The 20,034-nt window shown below is 46.0% G+C and carries 20 protein-coding genes and 1 pseudogene; 15 read left to right on the top strand and 6 right to left on the bottom strand.

All coding sequences use genetic code 11. The features are described from left to right. Positions 1 to 120: 120 nt before the first annotated feature. The 4 genes from YC6258_RS18720 (at position 121) to YC6258_RS18700 (ending at position 2,857) form a co-directional block, all read left to right on the top strand. Positions 121 to 459: a hypothetical protein gene (locus YC6258_RS18720; protein ID WP_044618276.1), complete on the top strand. Its 339-nt coding sequence runs from the start codon at positions 121 to 123 to the stop codon at positions 457 to 459. Between the two features lie 237 nt (positions 460 to 696). Next, positions 697 to 1,149 carry a hypothetical protein gene (locus YC6258_RS18715; RefSeq protein WP_044618275.1) on the top strand — a complete coding sequence of 151 codons (453 nt, stop codon included), beginning with the start codon at positions 697 to 699 and terminating at the stop codon, positions 1,147 to 1,149. A 104-nt stretch (positions 1,150 to 1,253) separates the two neighbouring features. Continuing rightward, complete coding sequence (locus tag YC6258_RS18705; protein ID WP_082070800.1) at positions 1,254 to 2,387, top strand: RHS repeat domain-containing protein; 1,134 nt, start codon at positions 1,254 to 1,256, stop codon at positions 2,385 to 2,387. Continuing rightward, complete coding sequence (locus YC6258_RS18700; protein WP_144407694.1) at positions 2,384 to 2,857, top strand: hypothetical protein; 474 nt, start codon at positions 2,384 to 2,386, stop codon at positions 2,855 to 2,857. The genes YC6258_RS18705 and YC6258_RS18700 overlap by 4 nt, the downstream gene beginning before the upstream one ends. On the opposite strand, the gene YC6258_RS29080 is transcribed toward YC6258_RS18700, so the two are convergent. Together YC6258_RS29080 and YC6258_RS31035 are read right to left on the bottom strand one after the other, a co-directional pair. Beyond that, positions 2,811 to 3,326, bottom strand: coding sequence for a metal-dependent hydrolase (locus tag YC6258_RS29080; protein ID WP_082070799.1), 516 nt, complete (start codon positions 3,324 to 3,326; stop codon positions 2,811 to 2,813). The two genes, YC6258_RS18700 and YC6258_RS29080, sit on opposite strands and share 47 nt — an antisense overlap. Positions 3,327 to 3,510: 184 nt before the next feature. Then, a complete protein-coding gene (locus YC6258_RS31035) occupies positions 3,511 to 3,693 on the bottom strand; it encodes a hypothetical protein (protein ID WP_044618271.1) in 183 nt (60 codons plus the stop codon). Here YC6258_RS31035 and YC6258_RS31415 point away from each other — a divergent pair. The 4 genes and pseudogenes from YC6258_RS31415 to YC6258_RS18675 form a co-directional block, all read left to right on the top strand. Continuing rightward, positions 3,619 to 3,774, top strand: a pseudogene (locus YC6258_RS31415) (hypothetical protein); the annotation flags it as partial. The gene YC6258_RS31035 and the pseudogene YC6258_RS31415 sit on opposite strands and share 75 nt — an antisense overlap. Positions 3,775 to 3,936: 162 nt before the next feature. Next, positions 3,937 to 4,587, top strand: coding sequence for a hypothetical protein (locus YC6258_RS31030; protein WP_245626958.1), 651 nt, complete (start codon positions 3,937 to 3,939; stop codon positions 4,585 to 4,587). Between the two features lie 16 nt (positions 4,588 to 4,603). Next, positions 4,604 to 4,816 carry a hypothetical protein gene (locus YC6258_RS18685; protein WP_044618269.1) on the top strand — a complete coding sequence of 71 codons (213 nt, stop codon included), beginning with the start codon at positions 4,604 to 4,606 and terminating at the stop codon, positions 4,814 to 4,816. Positions 4,817 to 5,291: 475 nt separating this feature from the next. Continuing rightward, positions 5,292 to 5,789, top strand: a complete 498-nt coding sequence (locus tag YC6258_RS18675; protein WP_044618267.1) for an ankyrin repeat domain-containing protein — start codon at positions 5,292 to 5,294, stop codon at positions 5,787 to 5,789. 8 nt (positions 5,790 to 5,797) lie between these two features. Here the strand turns inward: YC6258_RS18675 and YC6258_RS18670 are convergent, their stop codons facing one another. Together YC6258_RS18670 and YC6258_RS27540 are read right to left on the bottom strand one after the other, a co-directional pair. Next, positions 5,798 to 6,469, bottom strand: a complete 672-nt coding sequence (locus YC6258_RS18670) for an AAA family ATPase (RefSeq protein ID WP_281176279.1) — start codon at positions 6,467 to 6,469, stop codon at positions 5,798 to 5,800. Beyond that, a complete protein-coding gene (locus YC6258_RS27540) occupies positions 6,420 to 8,423 on the bottom strand; it encodes a methyl-accepting chemotaxis protein (protein WP_052830409.1) in 2,004 nt (667 codons plus the stop codon). Before YC6258_RS27540 ends, YC6258_RS18670 begins: the two co-directional genes overlap by 50 nt. A 683-nt stretch (positions 8,424 to 9,106) precedes the next feature. Between YC6258_RS27540 and YC6258_RS18660 the strand changes: the two genes are divergently transcribed. The 5 genes from YC6258_RS18660 (at position 9,107) to YC6258_RS18640 (ending at position 16,413) form a co-directional block, all read left to right on the top strand. Continuing rightward, entirely contained in the window at positions 9,107 to 9,319 is a 213-nt protein-coding gene (locus tag YC6258_RS18660) for a hypothetical protein (protein WP_044618265.1), read from the top strand. 396 nt (positions 9,320 to 9,715) lie between these two features. Then, the gene (locus tag YC6258_RS18655) at positions 9,716 to 10,618 is read left to right on the top strand and encodes a helix-turn-helix transcriptional regulator (RefSeq protein WP_044618264.1); all 903 of its coding nucleotides are present in this window, start codon (positions 9,716 to 9,718) and stop codon (positions 10,616 to 10,618) included. Positions 10,619 to 10,720: 102 nt separating this feature from the next. Continuing rightward, entirely contained in the window at positions 10,721 to 11,842 is a 1,122-nt protein-coding gene (locus YC6258_RS18650) for a DUF418 domain-containing protein (RefSeq protein WP_044618263.1), read from the top strand. Positions 11,843 to 12,094: 252 nt separating this feature from the next. Then, positions 12,095 to 15,652 (top strand): cellulose binding domain-containing protein, encoded by a 3,558-nt coding sequence (locus tag YC6258_RS18645; protein ID WP_169748994.1) that lies wholly within the window; start codon positions 12,095 to 12,097, stop codon positions 15,650 to 15,652. A gap of 173 nt (positions 15,653 to 15,825) precedes the next feature. Next, on the top strand, positions 15,826 to 16,413 hold the full coding sequence (locus YC6258_RS18640) for a uracil-DNA glycosylase family protein (RefSeq protein ID WP_052830407.1): 588 nt from the start codon (positions 15,826 to 15,828) through the stop codon (positions 16,411 to 16,413). A 30-nt stretch (positions 16,414 to 16,443) separates the two neighbouring features. Here YC6258_RS18640 and YC6258_RS18635 read toward each other — a convergent pair whose 3' ends face one another. Both YC6258_RS18635 and YC6258_RS18630 read right to left on the bottom strand, forming a co-directional pair. Further along, the gene (locus YC6258_RS18635; RefSeq protein ID WP_044618262.1) at positions 16,444 to 16,827 is read right to left on the bottom strand and encodes a YchJ family protein; all 384 of its coding nucleotides are present in this window, start codon (positions 16,825 to 16,827) and stop codon (positions 16,444 to 16,446) included. After that, positions 16,824 to 17,867 carry a polysaccharide deacetylase family protein gene (locus YC6258_RS18630; RefSeq protein WP_044618261.1) on the bottom strand — a complete coding sequence of 348 codons (1,044 nt, stop codon included), beginning with the start codon at positions 17,865 to 17,867 and terminating at the stop codon, positions 16,824 to 16,826. Before YC6258_RS18630 ends, YC6258_RS18635 begins: the two co-directional genes overlap by 4 nt. A 276-nt stretch (positions 17,868 to 18,143) precedes the next feature. Between YC6258_RS18630 and rsgA the strand changes: the two genes are divergently transcribed. Both rsgA and YC6258_RS18620 read left to right on the top strand, forming a co-directional pair. Beyond that, positions 18,144 to 19,217, top strand: coding sequence for a ribosome small subunit-dependent GTPase A (gene rsgA, locus YC6258_RS18625; protein ID WP_044618260.1), 1,074 nt, complete (start codon positions 18,144 to 18,146; stop codon positions 19,215 to 19,217). 131 nt (positions 19,218 to 19,348) lie between these two features. Next, positions 19,349 to 20,032: a DUF2461 domain-containing protein gene (locus YC6258_RS18620; RefSeq protein ID WP_044618259.1), complete on the top strand. Its 684-nt coding sequence runs from the start codon at positions 19,349 to 19,351 to the stop codon at positions 20,030 to 20,032. The last annotated feature ends 2 nt before the right edge of the window (positions 20,033 to 20,034 follow it).

Below are 20,034 nucleotides of genomic sequence, written 5' to 3'. Positions count from 1 at the left end.
ATGGGAAGGCGGTTAGATGGTTGAGGTTGGAGTATTCTGAGGGTGGTGATGTAATTCATGGTCATCCTATATCACTAGAGCAATTTAGAAAATTGCTGAAATAATCAGAGCGAGACATTGATGAATATATATTTTGTAACCCGTTGGGGGAATGATGAAGAAGGAGTAAATGAAGCAGATACTAACTTCATCGTTTTAGCTTCAAACTATGAGGAAGCTGCAAAAATTGTTGATGATCGACTGATGAAAGTGAAAGCTTTGAAGGCAGCATGTTTTTGTCAGAGGATTACTGAAATAGGCACTGCTCATTCAGATACAAATAATCCTAAAGTACTTTTGGGTCCTTGTATTGAGTATGCCTTCAGTCATGATGATATAGGCATTCCTAATGACAAAAAGTGGGTCCGGGATAGTATTGATGAAGGGTGGGAGAAATTTTCAGAATACTATGAAGAATGAGTTATAGTAATTCAGACTTTTCAGGGCAGTTCTCTGCCCTGTTTGTCATGATATGTCAGTTCATAAAAGGTTTATAAGCTGTCGTAGTCTCGACCTGACTTGATGGATGTTCCTTTTTCAGCGCCAAGCAAGACAAAATGTAGTGACGTAGTTAGTTTGGTCGCCCGTTAAGAGATGATATTTTTACCATATTCAAAATAGATGGGTACATGAGTAAACAGTCTCGATATGTAAGTTATGAATTTTATTAACAGTTATCTAAAAATAGATAATGACTTTGTTCATATACGAGACTTTTCTGGCAGGCTACCAGACAAGTTTTATATTGAAGGTGCTTTGGAGCTGGATATTAATGGTATCCGCCTGATTGATAAGAGCAACTGGGACTATATTGATCAATTATGGTTCATTTTGGTTTCGGGTGTAGAACATGTTTTAAATGGCCAACATTACATGGGGTATTTTCCCGATCAGCCGATTGAAGTGATATTTAAAAATCTCAACGATATCTATGTTGAAATTCGAATTGATTCTAAAGTTGCAGTTACTGAAAAAACTAAGGCATTGCCTCTTATCCTCGAAGGCGCTCTGGATTTTTTCAAAGTGCTTCTGCCGCTCGTGGATGAAGATCCTGGAATTCAACAGGAAATGTTAAAAATGGAGCAGTTGCTTCTACCGTTGAAGCGTTAACGGAAGGCTGAAAGATGTCGCCCCCTGATTATGGGGGCTTTTTTTTGGCAGTGGTTATTTAAGACCAGATTGGTGTCATTATTGTCATACGGTTTTAATGGTAAGTGTTACTGTCCAAACTCCCATCGAACATTGCTAATCATATCGGCTCAACAGTGCTGACTTTTAACGGTGATGGTGATATCACTCAGCACCTGCGTTACGAACCGTTCGGCAAGCCAATCGTAGTATATGATGGCTCGGTTGTCAGTACAGTCTTGTCGTGGAGTGGATTTACCAGCAAACAGGGCTTTACGGGCCATGAGCATATATACGATATGGATCTGATCCACATGCAGGGCCGAGTATATGATTCTACTGTTGGACGATTCCTGCAGGCCGATCCGGTAGTTCAGGCACCCAGCCAAATATTGAGCTATAACCGCTATGCATATGTCTGGAACAATCCGTTGGCGGCGACGGACCCGAGTGGGTTTTATTGTCAGAGTGCGGGTTGTGCGGCCGAGGCACGGAATGATTATAAGAAAGGTGTACCTGCGACGGAGAATAATGCGAAGGGGCATCGGGATCGGCATGTGAAGATTAAGAATGAATTGCTCCGAAGTAATCATCTGAATTCTAATTCAGGTAATTATCAGCCTGCATATTTGCCGTGGCAGCAGCCGCAGCCGCTAAACAACCCTATTTGGTGGGGACAGGATGAGTTTGCAGCAAGTGGCGTAGAGATTCCTGCACAAGAGGGGCAGGCTGCTCTTGATTTGATTAGTGAGCATAAAGATACAATTATAAGTGCTGCTAGGGCGATGGGAGTAGATCCCCAGCATGTGGCTAGCATCATATTTCAGGAAAAGTACCACGGTGTTTGGGCTAGCTTAAAAAATGGGCCTGCGTGGGCAATGATTGCAGCAGGGACTAATGATGCCAGTGTCGGTTTAGCGGAAATGGATATAAATACTGCGGCTCGTCTTTTGGATGTGGATGTGTCCACAATGAGTGGAACCACAAGAAATCAAATAATAGGGCTTCTAGCAAATGATCAGTCTGCTATATCTCTAATTGCGCTAAATGTTACTAGTTTTCAAACAGCGCTTGGCCGGCCAGTTACTCTACAGGAAGCAACTTATGGGCATAATGCAGGGGTAGCTGCTTTGGTTAGAGATTTACCGATCGTTCAAGGCTCTCCAATTTCTAGGCGGTCATGGGGGCAACAGAGCGCAATTTCGGATGCCTTAAGGTGATGGTGGTTGATGTGAAATATTTCAGATTTATAGTTATTTTTTTAGCATTTTCCGAAACGCTGCTGAGCCTTTTGTTTTATAAATTTGGCGGTTTGTATTTCTATCTTGATGAGCGATCTGAAGTGATGCCTGTCAGTAGTTTGGTAAGCCAGGGTGGCGGCGAAGATTTAATGATTGGTATTGGGTGTATTCTATTTTCTATTTTGAGTGTTTTTAATATTGTTCGCTCAAAATTCAGAGTTGGAACTGCTGATATTTTTACTTTACTTATTGTTTTGGTTGTTCAGGCTGTATCGCTGGCGATGATTGAAGTGGCCTCTTTCTCAATCAGTATCGATCAAGCGCACGGCTGGATGTTGTCGATGTGGTTTATTGTTTACGCTTTTCTATGGGGCGTACTTTTTGTGTCTATCGTCAATAAGATTAGTGGTGGTCGTTTACTGTCAGGAGGGCCGAGCGCTGTTGTTTAAGTCTTACAGCTGCAGCGCTGATAATTAGAATCTCAAACAGAAATGACCAATGAAAAACAAAGTTTAAAGTCCAGTGTGAATACTGGCTTGGCACGGTGATCAGGTGGTAGGAGCTGTTGGTAATGGGGTATCCCCAATGGATACCTCCAGTAACAGTATCAAGCATCAAATGAACAAATAGATTGGCAAAAATGGTAAGAGTGGTGAGCTTTGGGGTTCGCCATTTATTTGTTGCGAAGTAAGCAAATGGAAAGAGCGCTAACCAGTATAAAGGGATATGTGTCCAGTATGAATGATGCAATGTCTGTCGATTATCAACTAGATAAAAATAAAAGAGATCGAGGTCAGGCAGGATGCTGGCAAATAGCCCGAAGGCAAGAATGATGCGAGATTCCTTGGCTGTTGTTGCTGTTTTATCCGCGATCAATCTAGAAACCAAGTAACCCGCAGGCATATGAGCAATGAACATGGGTTTAAGACCTATTTTCTAACTAAAATACTCTCAAAAGTTATGATGAATAATCTGGGAAAAAGTACGATGGGAGTTTGGACGGTAACAATCAGACTTAATCAAAAAAGGCCCCTTCACTTTGAAGTTTTAATACGATAGGAGTCACATAACTCCAAAACTGAGCATTGGTAATCATATCGGTTCAACAGTACTGACTTTTAACGGTGATGGTGATATCACCCAGCACCTGCGTTACGAACCGTTCGGCAAGCCAATCGTAGTATATGATGGCTCGGTTGTCAGTACAGTCTTGTCGTGGAGTGGATTTACCAGCAAACAGGGCTTTACGGGCCATGAGCATATATACGATATGGATCTGATCCACATGCGGGGCCGAGTGTCTGATTCTACTGTTGGGCGATTCCTGCAGGCCGATCCGGTAGTTCAGGCACCCAGCCAAATATTGAGCTATAACCGCTATGCATATGTCTGGAACAATCCGTTGGCGGCGACGGACCCGAGTGGGTTTTATTGTCAGAGTGCGGGTTGTGCGGCCGAGGCACGGAATGATTATAAGAAAGGTGTACCTGCGACGGAGAATAATGCGAAGGGGCATCGGGATCGGCATGTGAAGATTAAGAATGAATTGCTCCGAAGTAATCATCTGAATTCTAATTCAGGTAATTATCAGCCTGCATATTTGCCGTGGCAGCAGCCGCAGCCGCTAAACAACCCTATTTGGTGGGGACAGGATGAGTTTGCAGCAAGTGGCGTAGAGATTCCTGCACAAGATGGATGGCAGCTTGGTGACCCTTTGTCTCAAGGATTAGTTGATGTGGTTTCGGGGTTTGGTGATGGAGTTTTTAAAATAGTCACCTTTGGTTTTGGTGACTTAGGAGAAACTCGCAATGCGCTGGGCATTGACGGAGGAGTTGACACGTCATCATTGGAATATAACGCATCGTTTGGAGGCGGTGCTGGTGTTGGATTGATGGCTACAGGAGGTGCTTTTAATGTAATGCTTAGACCTGCGACTTTGACTCATTTTACTTCCTCGGCAGCAGCAGCATCGATTTACGGGGATGGGGTAATCAGTACTGCTGGAGGCTTATATGGTTCGGGAGTTTATGCTTCGGCATTCTCTTCCCGTATTTATGCGACTCTTCAGGGAGCTAAGTCTACGGAGGCTGCTATTACTTTTTCAACACAAGGGTTAAACGTTGCTCCGACATTTTTCCCTGGAACATTTAGAATTTTAGGCCCGGTTGTACTGCCGTAGTTAATCAGGAGGTTGCATGCTAGTCGTTGTTTGGATTTTAGTGTTTTTCTTGACTGTTTTGATTGGTGGAGTTACGCAAGTACTTTTGTTTAAAGCCTCAGGAAGTACTGTTGGAGATGCTTTGCTAACAAAGCCATTTTTGTGGTTTATTTATTTTTTTATTGCCCATTTTGTCGGGGAACGTATTGCAAGGTTTTTTGCGGCAAAATCGACAGTAGACCGCAATTAAAAAGTTGTGAATGCCTTCAGAAGGCCTTTCACAACGATCTGAATACAAGCGTAAGCGATCCACAAACCCCAGCCTATATTTCTCAAGAGTTCGCCTGAGTATAATGTTTGGACAGCCAAAGGCGGGTGGCGGTGGTTTGGCGAACCTAAATGCAATCTATTTGTTTTACATGCTGCAATGAAGGAGGGGCTCAAGTCCCTCTAATCAATGGTGGTAAGTATCCTCCTACTGCGGGCCAGTGGGCTGATAAGGGATTGTCTATTGCGGGTTGGGAAATTGTCTCTCAACCCATGCCCGGAGACATTGCTGCAATATCTAACCCTTCTCTATTTGCTACTGGTCATGTGGGCATTGTAGCTCCTGATCAAATGACGATTAGTGCGACTCCAAATGATGGAGTTGTCCTTAGGAGTTGGGCTTTTAGGGAAAACGAAATTGATCATGCTGTATTTAGACGGTATGCAGGAGAGTAGAAATGAGTCATCTAAAGAAGACGCTGTCACTTGTATTGCTGTCAGTGTTAATAACGACTGCAGGTATTTATCTAAAAACAGCGAGCGACAATATGCCTAATTTATTAACTGCACTGCATAGCCCGCTTAAACCTATAGCTTTTAGGCTGCATCTACTTTTGGGGGCAGATTCTGATGAGCAGACCTCTCATGGACAAACAGCCCTTATGGAAGCAAGCTCGTTGTGTTCCTTGAAATATGTAAAGCTTCTGCTTAAAGCTGGATCGAACCCAAATATTAAAAATGTGCATGGTGAGACAGCTATCATGCAAATCGGTTTTAATGGTTCTGGAGATTCCTATTTAATTGCAAATGAATTAATTATGGCTGGAGCTGATTTGAATGCTGTGTCCGATAATGGAATGACAGCATTGGTAAATGCAACAAAACTAGGTGATGTGCGTTTGATAAAGCTGATAAAGGAAGCTTTATCTGAAGAATCTACCGTAAGCGATCCATAAACCCCAGCCTATATTTCTCTCACCATCTCCCGTAACTGCTCATGACTGCGCCAGTGCGGCTGAATCAGGACATTGTTCACATGGCGGATCGTCACCGTTATTTTGTTTTCCCGACAGGCTTCGACCAGACTGCCATAACACAGATGACAACACAGTCTCAGATTACCCTGTGCATGACGCAGTATGATCTCAATGGCCCGCTCATCAAAGGTATTGATTCCCAGCTTAACGATCTCCAGTTCCCGCTGAATAAAGGCTTCCAGATCAAAATCGTTCAATGGCAGCAGGTTCGCCGAGTAAGTGACCCGGCTTTTCAAATCCGCATTCACCTGCATCACCAGTTGATGCAACAGTTCCGGCTGACCGAACAGGATCAGATTGTTTTTGGGCGGAAATTTATCGAACAATAAACGCAGTTTACGCAAGGTGTTCATGTCCAATAAGTGTGCTTCATCAATCAGGGTGAACAGGTTTTTCCGATCCCGAACGTGTTTGTAAGCACTCTGGATCAGTTCTTTTTCCAACTGTTTGTCCGGGGCATCGATCTTCATCGATAAGGCCAATTGCCGGATGATCTTGCCATCGGTATGCAGCGTCTGGCTAACATTTGTCTTCCTTGACCTGCTGAGATTATTTATTAATCGTAAAACGATGGACCAGCGTATCCAGTTCCTTCGCAATATCTGAAACGCTATCGCTTGATTGGTTCGTTTCTTTGGCTTTTTCCAATGTGATATCGGAAGATTGCTGTATCTGAGTCAGGCTTTTATCGATTTCTTGAACGGCAATTGCCTGTTGTGTGGTGGCTTCAGCAATATGTTTATTTTGTTCACTGATGTCACGCATTGATTGACCTATGGACTCCAGGACTTTACCCGCTTGCCTTGCTTGTTCGACAGTTGTTTTAGCGTTGCTGTTACTGTTGCGCATGGCATTCGCGCTCATTTCGCTTTTTTGTTGAACATTGGTAATGATGGATTCTATTCGGGAAATGGAATCTCCGGTACGGTGGGCTAAGTTTCTCACCTCGTCAGCGACAACGGCAAAACCTCGTCCTGTTTCACCCGCCCGAGCGGCTTCAATTGCGGCATTGAGAGCGAGCAGGTTTGTTTGTTCAGCAATGGCTTGGATGACATCTAACACCGAGCTTATTTCGCCAATGTCTTTTTCGAGGAGAGAAACGTCATTGGTTGTGTTCTCTAACTCATTGGCTAACTTTTCGATGGAGGCAATGGCTTGGTGAACACTTTGCTCCCCTTGTTTAACGTGTTCTACGCCCGTATTGGTCAAAGACATGGCAAGGCTGGCGTTTTGTGACACGCTATCAAACATGGCGGTCAGCTCATTCGTCGCGCTAGCCGCCGATTGTAGTGCTCCTGTTTGATGTTCAAGTTGCTGAGAAGAAGAATGAGCCTGTTGATGGAGCATGTTTGACATTTGAGTTAAATGAGAGGACTTATTGACAATGAACTCGATGGTTTGTTTAAGGCTATCTTGCATATTATGTAAGGCTGTCAGCAAACGACTACCTTCATCCTTTCCGGATACAGTGATGGGAGCAGTCAAATCATTATCAGCAATGATTTCCGCAGCTCGCATGGCTTGTGACAAACGGCCTAACAAGGGTTTAGTGATTAAGTAGACGGTAAATGTCAGCAGTAAGACCGTGAGAAGCCCTGCGATGGATAGTGTCCAAATCAGTATATTGGTTAACTGGCTAACGCTGCTTAGATAACTGGATTCGGGTAAGGTGACCAAAAGGCGAAATCCCCCTAAGGTCGTTCTGCTCAGAACAGCCTCATAGGGCTCGTCGTTGAAGGTAAAAACCGTGCTAGTGGAATCTTGTGGTGCGCTTTGTTTGAGTAATGACTGGATTTTTGGGTACTTACTAAAATTGAGCTTTAAAATAGTGTCGGTATCATTCGACGACAAAACCAATCCAGAAGGATCAAGCAGGTACAGATGTAAGTTTTTTGCTAATGCTTGCTTTGAGTCTTTTTCGCTAAGCAGTTTATCAGCGACTCGGTTAAGTAATACGGCGCTGTTAATGACGCCTGTTGCCTGGTTGGGATCGGACGACGAGAAAACGGGGCTGGTAACAAATAAGATCTGTTTTTGGCTAATGGGAGAAAGTTGCGGGTCTGCGATAACAGGCTTGCCCGTTGCCATGACCTTGTTGCCAGAATAGAGCCCTTTTTCATTGCCCGGTGTCATATCATAACCAATAGAAGCGCCACGCACACTGTCTGCCACGATAGTGCTTTTAACGTCTAAAAAAATATTCTCATAATCCGTATCATCCGCTGGAAAAATCGAACTGAGATAATCGGTAGCTTGCTTCGCTAGTTCTGGGTTAGCGTCTGAATGTATTTGGCTTTCTACTAGCGCCTTGATTGTCGGTGTGGCGGCTACAGTCTGGTTAAAATTGATGACCTGCTGCATTGCCCGGTTGATGGCTTTGGCCTTTTCCTCGCCTACTAACTGTAACTGTTGCATTGACATACTTTCTAATTTTTCAGATGACAGTGTCACCACTAAGTAGATGATCATGGCCATAATGACGATAAGAAAAAGTGCGATCCATGCTGCGATTTTTATGAATAACACATTGCGTTTTGAGCTTTCTACTGCCATTGCATTTCCTACCCCTGTTTTTATTTATATCTCTATATTAAAAATACATCATTATTAAAATAATGCATTTTAAATGGTAGGAAACTCTAATTATTATTCCGTTTTTTAAGGCAACTTATTGTTTTGCATAACAAAATAAAAATTGCGTATTGTCTACATATAAAAATAGCTTGTGAGAATTCTATGTCACTCAATGAGTGACAGCGTTGCTTCGCATAACACTGTTAAATCTTACTGTCCCTGTGTTTATCGAGTTTATTTATTAATCGTAAAACGATGCACCAGAGTATCCAGTGCCTTCGCAATATCCGAAACACTGTCACCTGATTGGTTCGTTTCTTTGGCTTTTTCCAATGTGATATCGGAAGATTGCTGTGCCTGAGTGAGGCTTTTATCGATTTCTTGAACGGCAATTATCTGTTATGTAGTGGCTTTGGCAATGATCACCTGAATTGTATGGTCGAACTGCAGTCCCACAACGGTAGTGGCACGCTGGTCGAACCCTGGATACCACCGGGCGCCGTACCAGGGTTACAGAGCTGGATGGATGGAGGGGCGACCAACAATGCTTATGACCCAACTTACCGCGTAACTACACTACAGAAACGATCAGTGATGCCACCAATGAAGACTGCTCAGCCAGTTATCAGTACGACAAAGTTGGTCACCGGATCTATGAGACTGTGGATGGGGTGCAGACCGCTTACACTGACCGACAGATACAAATCGGTGGTATCAACTACGCCTACGATGACAATAGCAACACCCTGACGCAGACAGAAGATGAGGTGACCAGCACTTACCAATACAACACCAAGAACGAACTGACAGGTGTTACACAAGACGATGGCAGCACGTGTGCCATGGACAACTATAGAAGAGTTATAGCTTTGTAAAGATCGGCCTGGAGACCGGTAATGAGGGTGTGGGAGAAGGGCTGATAACATCCTGCATGAAAATAGGGCATTTTTCAGAGGCTTCTTAAGTAAAGGAATTGGTAGGCTAAAGACAGTTATTGATAGTCTGGTATGAGAAATTCGGAATCCCCGGCTGACCGGGGATTTTATTCGTCAGGCTACCATTAACTGGCACGTCTTATGAGTGTGTTTAACATTCAGTATCACCTGATCGTCGCAGTCCAGATCTGTCTGCAAACGTTTGTTGATACCAACTCCAAAATCATCTTTTCCAAATCATATACCGCAAAAATACCATAGGGATCTTCACAGTAGTCTGGTTTGCATCAGCTGGCTGTCGTAGGATGCTGACTGGTATTGTCTTGGGTTTATGAGATGACAGGAAAAGATAGTTCTCACCATGTGCTGGTTCCGGAGGTTGTATTGTTAGCGCCGTTACCAGGTCATTTAAAAAAGCGTTTTTCCAATGCGCTGGTGATGATGAATGAGCAGTTGGAGAAAAACTGGACCTGGGAACAAATCGCCCGTCATTGTGCTATTTCGCCAGCACATTTTCATCGCCAGTTTAAATCGTTGTTTAATGAAACCCCCGGTCATTATCTCAGTCGTTTGCGTCTGCAAAAAGCGACTGACCATTTACTGAATAACCAACGCCTCAGTGTTACCGAAATCGCACAATATTGTGGTTTTTCTTCATCACAGGCGATGGGTAAGGCGCTTAAACGACAGCTGGGTGTTACAGCCAGGGCCATTCAAAATATGGCGATTAATGGCACACCACGAGAAACTGGTGAGTTATTGATGAAGCTGGCACAACCCAGTGAGTGTCCCGATGGCTCTGCTGTTGAAGAGCTGCTCGCCGAAACCATTCCCGCTGAGTTGATTTGGTTGCCCAAACGGACAGCCAGAACTGTTCGCGTAAAAAGTGCCGATTGGGACGATCTCTATGATCAGTTTGGTGATGACATTGGCAACTTGATGGTGCTCACACCGATCGCTCAGCTGAATCATTCCTGGCAACTCATAGAGGCGACCGTTTGTGATTGGTCGGGTGATGTGAGTCAGCATGACCTGGTTCTTCCGGAAGGTCATTATCTGTGCTGCGAGGTATTAATTGCCACTCCTGCTGCTTATCTGGCTGCCCTGGAAGGGTTATTCCAGATTGCTGATCAGCGTGGATTGGACGTTGTTGCAGATGGGCTTTTGGTCGAGCAGATACTGGGAGGAAGTGAGAAAGAGGGCGGAATTTTCGCTTTCCAGATTCCTGTTCTGGAGTAGCGTTACGAGATTTTCTCAGGCCGATGAGCAGTCTCGGACACTTATTTGATCCCGCCTGTGATCATACTGTTGCCAGTCATTCAGATAATTTAAGGAAAAATAATGGCAATCAGTCGAACTCATGAGGTGGATATCATCCGCATGGCGGCATTGATCGGTATTTGTGTGGTGAATGTGCCATTTATGGCGCTTCCGTCGCAAAGCGTCATGGCATTACCGGAAGCGGGTATTGATAAACTCGCCGCCTTTGTGATTGAAGCTTTCTTGCAGTTGAAGTTTTTCATCTTGTTCTCTTTTATTTTTGGTTGGGGCGTCACTGTTCAGCAAAAATCTGCCCAGCTAAAAGGATATGCATTTCATCACCGTTATTGGCGACGTATGTTTGGTCTGCTCATGTTCGGAATATTGCACGCCACTCTGGTATTTAGTGGAGATATTCTGGTGTTGTATGCGCTGGCTGGTATGGTCTTATGGTTTGTACGCGATGCATCACCTAAAAAGCTTATGATCATTGCGGCTTCAATGCTGCCAGTGAGTATGGTGTTTATGGCCGGACTGGGGCTGGTATGGATCGCTGATCCAGCAGACCCTGAGTTGATGATGACCAGCCACTACAGTCTTGGCAGCGGCTATCTTGAGGGGACATTGGCCCGGTTGAATGATTGGCCTTACACCTTTGTTTTATTGGTGATGTTGCAGGGGCCAATCGTATTTGCAGGTTTCGCTGCTGGTCTGGCCGCAGGTAAAAGCAATTTTTTTGAGCCAGGCAGTCAGAGTTTTACGGCGTTGCAGCGCAGGCTACCACTTCTTCTGGCCATTGGTGTGCCGCTTAACTTGTTTTATGCCATGGCCGCAGGACATGTTTTACCTTCCGGTTTTGATGTATTCGTGCTGTTGAGTTTTATGGGCGTTGCGATTGGTGCGCCGGCGCTGTCAGCTGTTTACTTGTATGGTCTGGTATATTTGGGACGTAGGGTGAGCATACCTGATATTTTTGTGTTGGCTGGACGAAATTCGTTATCAAGCTATGTACTGCAAGGCGTTTTTGCGGGCTTTCTGTTTGCAGCATATGGTATGAGTTGGTTTGATCTCTTTGGTCAGGCCAGCCTTTTGGGGGTTGCTTTAGTCCTGGCAATTAGTGTTATGTTGCTTGTGGGAGTATACGCGAGGATCTTCAGCCGTGGGCCGCTGGAATCTGTGTTGCGAAAAATCAGTGGTGGTTGATGTTATAGGCTCCGCTGAAGCTATCTTACTGACGGTCAATCTGATCTCTCCAATAACTGCTCCAAGTTTCTGCTGTCGCCTGATTCTCTGGTTTTACAGATTTGTTTGAACCTGATATCGAGAAGGTACACTCATGCATTACGACTAACCCAGTGCACTTGACAGCATCGTTGACATGCGTGCCAACAGTACTGGGGGATTGTGATGGTTATTAACATACAAAATGTTTTGAGATGTATCAGCTTAACAATAATGTCGGTTGTTACAGGTTTTTCAGCCGCGAAGGTGTCTGGCACCGGGGAAGCTGTTCTGACGGTTCAGAATGACTGGGGCAGTGGTTATTGTGCCAACGTTGTGATTACAAATCACGGGGATGCAGATATTGATGATTGGAACGTGACGATGGACTTTAAGGATTCATCGGTGGTTTCACTCTGGAACGCGACACTCTCTGACAATTCTGTTACCTCTGTCGATCATAATTCGACCATTATTCCCGGCGGCAGCGTGTCTTTTGGTTTCTGTGCCAACATCAATGGCCCGGATTATCCCGCTGAAATTGTGTCATTGGAGGTCAATGGAGGAGGTTCCACTCCGCCTGATGATGGTGGGGGTACCGGTCAGCCGGATGGCTCATGTCCAAGTTCTGCCGAAAATGCTTACCAAATGTATTTTCCCTCGATCCCTGATAGGGTCGAGGCAGAAAATTTCGATGTTAACGGCTTTAGTGATACCACGCCTGAAAATCAGGACGGCGCCTATCGGCCAGATAGTTCTGTCGATATTAAAGCCATCAGTGGTGGTTATGCCGTTGGCTGGATGGCACCGGATGAGTGGTTGGAGTACACCATTTATGTTGCCTATGAGGACGATTACGATGTGACCATTCGGTCCGGTGCTGCTGGCACCGGCAGTACGCTGTCCTTAAGTCAGTGTGGCAACTCACTGATCGATACATTCAATGTTCCCAGTGTTTCTGCCTGGGGGCAGTTCAAAACAGTTTCCGCAGGTAAGATTCATTTGAAGCAGGGGATGCAGAAGTTCCGCGTGACAGTCGGTAATTATCTGGATCTGGACTGGATTCACATCGGACCGTATGAGGGTGATCCTGATGCCGGTACTGTTCCTGAACCGGTTGCCTGTACCAACACCGGTAATTCCAGCTCTGCCACCAGTATTACGGTTGATGGCAATCATGTCCGCTCCGGAAATGTGAATGGCCTTACTTTCAAGGGTTTTGGCGTTCTCAGCGCCAATGGTACCAGCGCGTTGCTAATGGATTATAAATCCCAGCATCCGGAGAAATACGCAGAGTTACTGAAGATTCTGTTTGGCGGACCCAACCCGATTATGACCCATGTCAAAATTGAAATGGGGAACGACCGCAACAATTCCACCGGACCGGATCCGGCCACCATGCGCACAGCAAATGAGAGTGCCAATGTCAGGCGAGCACCTGGATTTCAGCTGGCCGCTGACGCCAGGAAAATTAATCCTAATCTCAAGGTCAGTATTCTCAGATGGAATGCGCCAGGTTGGGTAACCAACAATGATCAGGTATACACCTGGTTCAAAAACACCATACTGGCGGCCTATCGAGAGTATGGGTACATGGTTGATTATGTGAATCCTGGCGTTAACGAAAGAGGGCCGGACTTAAACTGGACCAAGCAATATGAGTCGCGGATTAAGTCTGACAGTACCGGGTTTCAAAACAGCACCGAACGGGATTTATACAATCGCATTAAGATCGTGATTTCAGATGAAGCGGGGTTGGGTTCTTTTGGCGGTGCCATGGTCAGCGACGCTTCATTGCGTAATGCGGCCCCGGTGGCAGCCTATCATTACAATACTGATGATGACAGCGCCGGTAACTTTACCAGACTGGCTGAACAGTATGATCTGGAAGTCTGGAACAGTGAAGCGCAGGCGACCTTCAGTAATAGCGCATTCCGTCCTAACAATAATGTCCGCGATCCGTCTGTGAGCGGTACAGGTATTGGCGGTATTAACGGTCCATTGGAGATGGGCAATACGGTGATCAAAGGGTTTTATAAATCCCGTCGCACGCATTTTATTTATCAGCCAGCCATCGGTTCGTTTTATGAAGGTGGGCAGTATGCATTCAAGGAATTGTTGAGCGCTCGTGATCCCTGGTCCGGTTGGATTCATTATGATGCGGGTTTACAGGTACTGCGGCATTTCAGCTGGTTTGCCAATGCCGGTTGGGAGAACAGTAATAATTCTGCCGGAATCTGGCGAGTGATTCCCGAATCCAGTTATACCGGTGCGACCGGCACCAATCCGGTGAACGGACGAAATGGCAGCCCGAGTTATATGACATTGGCTGCACCGGACAAACAAGATTTCTCTACTGTCTTTGTGAATGACAGTGAATACACCAAAACCTACCGTCTCAAAGTCGATAACATGGACTTCAGTGAACAGCCTGTATTGGAGCTTTGGGAGACCCGGGCGGCAGATTCCGGTGAGGCCTTTAACAGACACTATATGCAGTATCAATGCAATCTCTCTGCGGATTCGAGTGGTAGTTATAATATTACTGTGAAGCCATATTCCGTACTGACCGTCACCAGCCTGGAAAATATTGCTGATCCTGCTTTTCATACTCCGTTACCGGTCGAGGGAGAGCGTACCGTATTGGATACCGATGCGACGGGGGCACAGCAGGATTCCAATAACGACATGCTTTATGCCGATGACTTTGATTACTCTTCAAAGACCGTACCGGTAATTGGCAATGGTGGTGAAATTGCCGGCATCGAATCTTATGTTGCTGCCCTTGGTGGCTCGAAGAGTGTGATGCCGAGGTATTTCAGTGACCGCAACGGTGCCTTTGAAGCGTACCTGCCGGAAGGTTCCGATAACTATGTACTACGGCAACAACTTGATCAGTCGATCATGGGATTGGGCGGTACCTGGAATAACGGTAGTCCGATTACGGGTGTTGGAGATGGCCGCTGGCTGAACTACAAAGCCAGTGTGGATGTGGCCTTCGAAAACAGCACCCATCAGATTAATAATAATTATGCCGGTATCGGTGCCCGCCAACAGGGAGGTAGCAACTCGCATTTTTCTGAAGGCACGCCTTATATACTGAAGATTCTTTATGATGGCAGTTGGTTGTTTCAGGTGGATGCTGTGACTGTCGCCAGCGGTAATGTGGTAACGGGGGCTGGAGGCGTCCGGATTGATGGGTTTGATTCCAGTCTCTATGCCTGGCATAACCTGGCTTTACAAGTTGTAAATAACCATGTGACCGCCTATCTGGATAATGTCAAACTGGCGGAATACACCGATGCCAATCCAAGGTTGTCCGGTCGGGTGAATTTTCTCAGCGGTTACTATCATACCCGTTTCGATAATCTGAAGGTTGAAAAAGTGTCCGGTTATCCACCGTACTATTCAGAGTTGCTGGATAATATGGAAATATACGACCTTCAGTCGAATCCGAATGAGAAACTCATCTATGGTGGAAACTGGTCTCATGCCAATGGTAAAAGCATGTATAACTACCAGCGTTCGCTGTCTGTCAACCAGGGAGCAGGGGCAACTCTGGAATACACTTTCGATGGCACCGGGGTGGATATTTTAGGACCCAATAATGGTTCGGCTGTCCTGGAAGTGACTCTGGATGGTCAAGTGGTCAACGGTTCGGCCGGCACATCCGCGTCTAAAGAGTTTTATCAGACTTACACATTGCGAGGTCTGAGTTCTGGCGTTCATACGGTAAAATTCAGGGTGTTGAGCGGCACGCTGGTGGTTGATGCCGTTGCGGTTGTCCAGTAATGTGTCTTGTGCCTCGGGGTATATATCCCCGAGGCCGCTTGTCAAATTAGTCCTGTTTGTTGAGCTGTGTCCTGATTGTTTGGGTAACTGTTTTGTCTGCCTTATGGTTTTCGAGTGGGAGCGAATTTTTAAATTATTGGTTCTTTATATGTATCCACAGTACGGTTGTAATCATGTCAGTCAGTGGTGATGATTTATCTGATCGGATCAGAGCCTGTCGACTGTGTCAGGCCTTTCTGCCGTTACCGCCCAAGCCGGTTTTTCAGTTGCATACGGATGCCCGTATTCTCATCGCCGGTCAGGCCCCGGGCTTGAAGGCGCATGAGTCCGGCAGGCCGTTCGATGATGCCAGTGGACAACGGCTGCGTAACTGGATGGGAGTGTCTGAGCAAACGTTTTACGACCAAACCAAAGTTGCCATATTACCGATGGGGTTTTGTTATCCAGGTAAGGGACGTAGTGGAGATCTGCCACCCAGACCGGAATGTGCGCAGGCCTGGCGTGACGGCGTGCTGGCTTCCCTGAAACATCTGCAATTAATTTTAGTCATTGGTCGTTATGCATTGGACTGGCATTTACCTGATCACCAGGGAAGACCGTTGGCGGACGTGGTGTCTCAGGGATATCGGAATGAACAGGGAATTTTTCCGTTACCGCATCCGAGTCCACGTAACAATCGATGGTTAAAACAACATCCCTGGTTTGAGGAGAGCCTGCTACCAGGGTTACGTGAACAGGTCACCCTGGCGTTGCAGGAATAAACTGAGTCCTGACCGGGCATTCAAATAAAATTATGGCGTTTCGGACTGGGGTCGGACATATACCCAGCGGTTCTTCAGTTTTTGGAACAGCGAGCGTTCGTGTAATTCACCTTCCCCCTGAGCGCTACGATATCTGGCTCTGAACTCAACCAATCCTTTCTTAAACCCGGCTTCTGTATGGATCACCGTCAGTCCAATCCATTCAACGCTGTTCAGTTCATCAAGGTCCAGTTCAGGGCAGTTTTCCGGGTGCCAGGTTTTGCGCAGATAAGTGATTTTTTTGAGTGCATAAGCACAATAGCGGCTGCGCATGAGTGCTTCCGGCGTTGGTGCCGGAAGACCGGCTTCGATATAGCGGCCACAACACTGTTGATAAGTTTTTCCCAAGCCGCATGGACAAACAGATATGGTCATTGAGTGGTCTCTGCTTTTACACTCAATGGCCAGTACAGCCATTGAAAAGAGAACCAGTAGTAAATGGGCTGGCTTTCATGAGGAAGTGTGCAGTTAACGCGGTCACGCCCTTGTTTAAAGGTTTGTTGAATATCGATTGTAAAACTGCTGCTTTGTACTTTCGGGGAATAGGCGTTCGAATTGAAATAGCACCTGAGTTCGTTCTGGCGTTTGAGTTTGCCGTTCAGGTTAACAGTCAGGCTGTTTTTGGATGTGCGGGTAACGGTATCCGGCAATCCCAGGTAATCCACGGGTAGTGGTACTGAGGCAAGTTTTGTTTTGAGCGTGGCGAGATTGGCGTATGAGCTTGCAGCAGGGAACCGTGGCAGTGCAGTGAAATCAGAAAACTTGGCAACACCCCCGGACTGCTGACCAAATCCAATCCAGCCTTCCTCCGCCATTTTTTTTCTGAGAGCGTCATTGTATTCCCCGTAAGGATAGGCTATCCAGTTCGGGACGTCACCAAGCTCCGTAGTCAGCCGTTTTTGTGCATGATGGATATTTTCAAGGGTCATGCGCAACCACTGTTCCGAATAGTCATCGGTTCTGACCAGGTAAGCATGATCAGTGGTGTGATTGGCAATGATCGCACCGGCTTGTTTCATTTCCCTCAGCATATCCCAGGTCATCATCTGCGGAAATTTATGGTCGATCGGGTCGGTGGCGACAAACACCGTAAATGGGTAACCATATTGTTTCAGTAATGGGAACGCATTCTGATAAATACTTAAAAAACCATCGTCGAAGGTAATTGCCACGGCCTTGTCCGGTAAAGGTTGATCACTGATGACATTGTTCAATGCTTCATCAAGATTGATCACCTGGTAACCATTCTCTTTTAAGAAGGCCAGATGAGCTTCAAAATCCTTTGGCGATATGGTTGTGGATGCCGGAGTGTTATCAGCGACGTGATGGTACAGCAATATGTTAAAACTGTTGGCTGCCAGAGCCGGGAACAAACTACTGACAAGGCAGATAAGCAATAACCTGAAAGTGATCATATTTAACTCTTTACAAATGAGTAGGCTCAGCACAAACTAAAGTGCTTATTTATCTGAGTACTGTAATTGGAGGGCATTCTGATGATTGTGAAAAAATGCCTCTCAGTGATAGGGTCTTAAAGATAGCAGTTTCTGTTTTATCCTACATCTTTTCGCTCCAGTCACTGGGATTTGATTCAACAATTGTTTCCAAATGGTGTTATCTATCTGACTTGTCATGATTTGATCAAGGGATAAGTAGCACGGTTTTTGCTGAATTCATACTGGAGAGCCATCATGGACTTTTCGAAACTCCAGCACTTGGGCTGGAAGTCATTTTTTACCCAACAACTCGAATTGGATGAATGGGATCAATATATCCCTGCCAGAGTGATTAGTATTCATCGCGATTATATGGATGTCCTCACCGAAGATGGTGTCCAGATGCTGCGAATGGGCAAACCCGAAATGCCGGTCAGTAGTCTGGTGGCCGTTGGGGATTGGCTATTGGCTGAACCTAAGCAGGATTGTCTGTGGTTGTACCGTATTCTGGAGCGTTCCAGTCTGTTGCGCCGTCAGGCAGCTGGCCATCGTACTCAGGAACAGTTACTGGCAGCCAATGTGGATTGGTTGTTTATAGTGATGTCATTGAATGACGATTTCAATTTGAGCCGCATTCATCGTTATCGTTTGATCGCCGATGATGCCGGCATTGAGGCGCTGGTGGTATTAACCAAAAAAGACCTGCAGGCTGATTCTGACCTCGAACAGAAACTTGAACAATGGCAGCATGATACCGGACTGACATTTATCTGTTGTAATGCCAGAGATAGAGAAGATGTTCATGAACAACTGCAAGCCTGGCTGAAAGAAGGAGATACGGCTGTGCTGCTGGGATCTTCAGGGGTTGGAAAATCCACGCTGACTAACGCGCTTTTAAATGCAGAAGTGCAACAGATAGGCGCTATTCGCGAACAGGACAGCAAGGGGCGTCATACTACAACATCCCGGCAACTGCTACAGGCCGATGATGGTTTTATGATCATAGATACTCCAGGGATGCGAGAAGTTCAGCTCTGGCTGGAAGATGGTCAGGTGGATGCCAGCTTTGATGACATCAATGAAGTTGCTCTGCGATGCCGTTTTCGTAATTGTCGCCATCAGGGCGAGCCTGGGTGTGCGGTTGCGGTTGCACTGACAACTGGCGAGGTGTCTGAATCCCGCTGGTTGCAGTATCAAAAACTGCAGAAAGAAGAGGCGTTTCACCTGCGTCAGGAAGCAGGAGCCGCAGAGCAGCACCGTCATAGCCGGGCCTTTGCCAAAATGGCGCGCAAGATTGTGCAGTCCAAGAAAGATATGAAAAAGACATAAACCCTTAAAACATTAGCGGTTTTGTCCGCTTTGCAGACCTTGTAATATTTCTTCCTCTACAAACTGAGCCCCGGGCCTTTCCAACTGATTGGCCCGGGAATCAGATAACTTGTACATCAGGGGAACGTCACATGGTATTTCAGGGGTTTGGTAAAGATGCGTTGAACTTTCTCAATGCATTGGCCGGCAACAACCGCAAAGAGTGGTTTAACGAATACAAAAGTGATTATGAAGACTGGATACGGACGCCAGCGCTTCAGTTTATTGAGTCCATGCAGGAGCCGCTGCAAAAAATTTCACCTCATTTTGTAGCGATTGCCCGAAAATCGGGCGGGTCAATGATGCGGCCGTATCGGGACACCCGCTTCTCCAATGACAAATCCCCCTATAAAACCAACGTTGGCATCCAGTTTCGTCATGAGGCCGGGAAGGATGTACACGCACCTGGTTTTTATGTCCATATCGAGCCGGGAGGCTGTTTTTTGGGAGCCGGTCTCTGGAAACCGGACAGTCAGGCTTTGCTGAAAATCAGAACCGCCATTGTTGAGCATGAAAAAGAGTATGCCGGGATTCTGAAATCCTCCTCGCTCAAGTCCTTTAATTGGGAAGGTGACACGCTGATTCGGCCGCCGAAAGGATTTAATTGTGACCATTCGCTGATTCAGGAGATCAAACGTAAGGATTTTCTGGTCGGCAAGACTTTTGACGAACAGATTATCTTTTCAAGCAACATGACCACTGTTCTGGCGAAGGAGTTCGCCAAAACCAAAGATCTGATGAGATTCTTATGTCTGGCTTTAGAGTTGCCTTTCTAATA

The organism is Gynuella sunshinyii YC6258, from assembly GCF_000940805.1.
Taxonomy (GTDB): domain Bacteria; phylum Pseudomonadota; class Gammaproteobacteria; order Pseudomonadales; family Natronospirillaceae; genus Gynuella; species Gynuella sunshinyii.
Note: the sequence above shows the minus strand (reverse complement) of the source record. Positions and strands in the feature narration are given on the sequence as shown.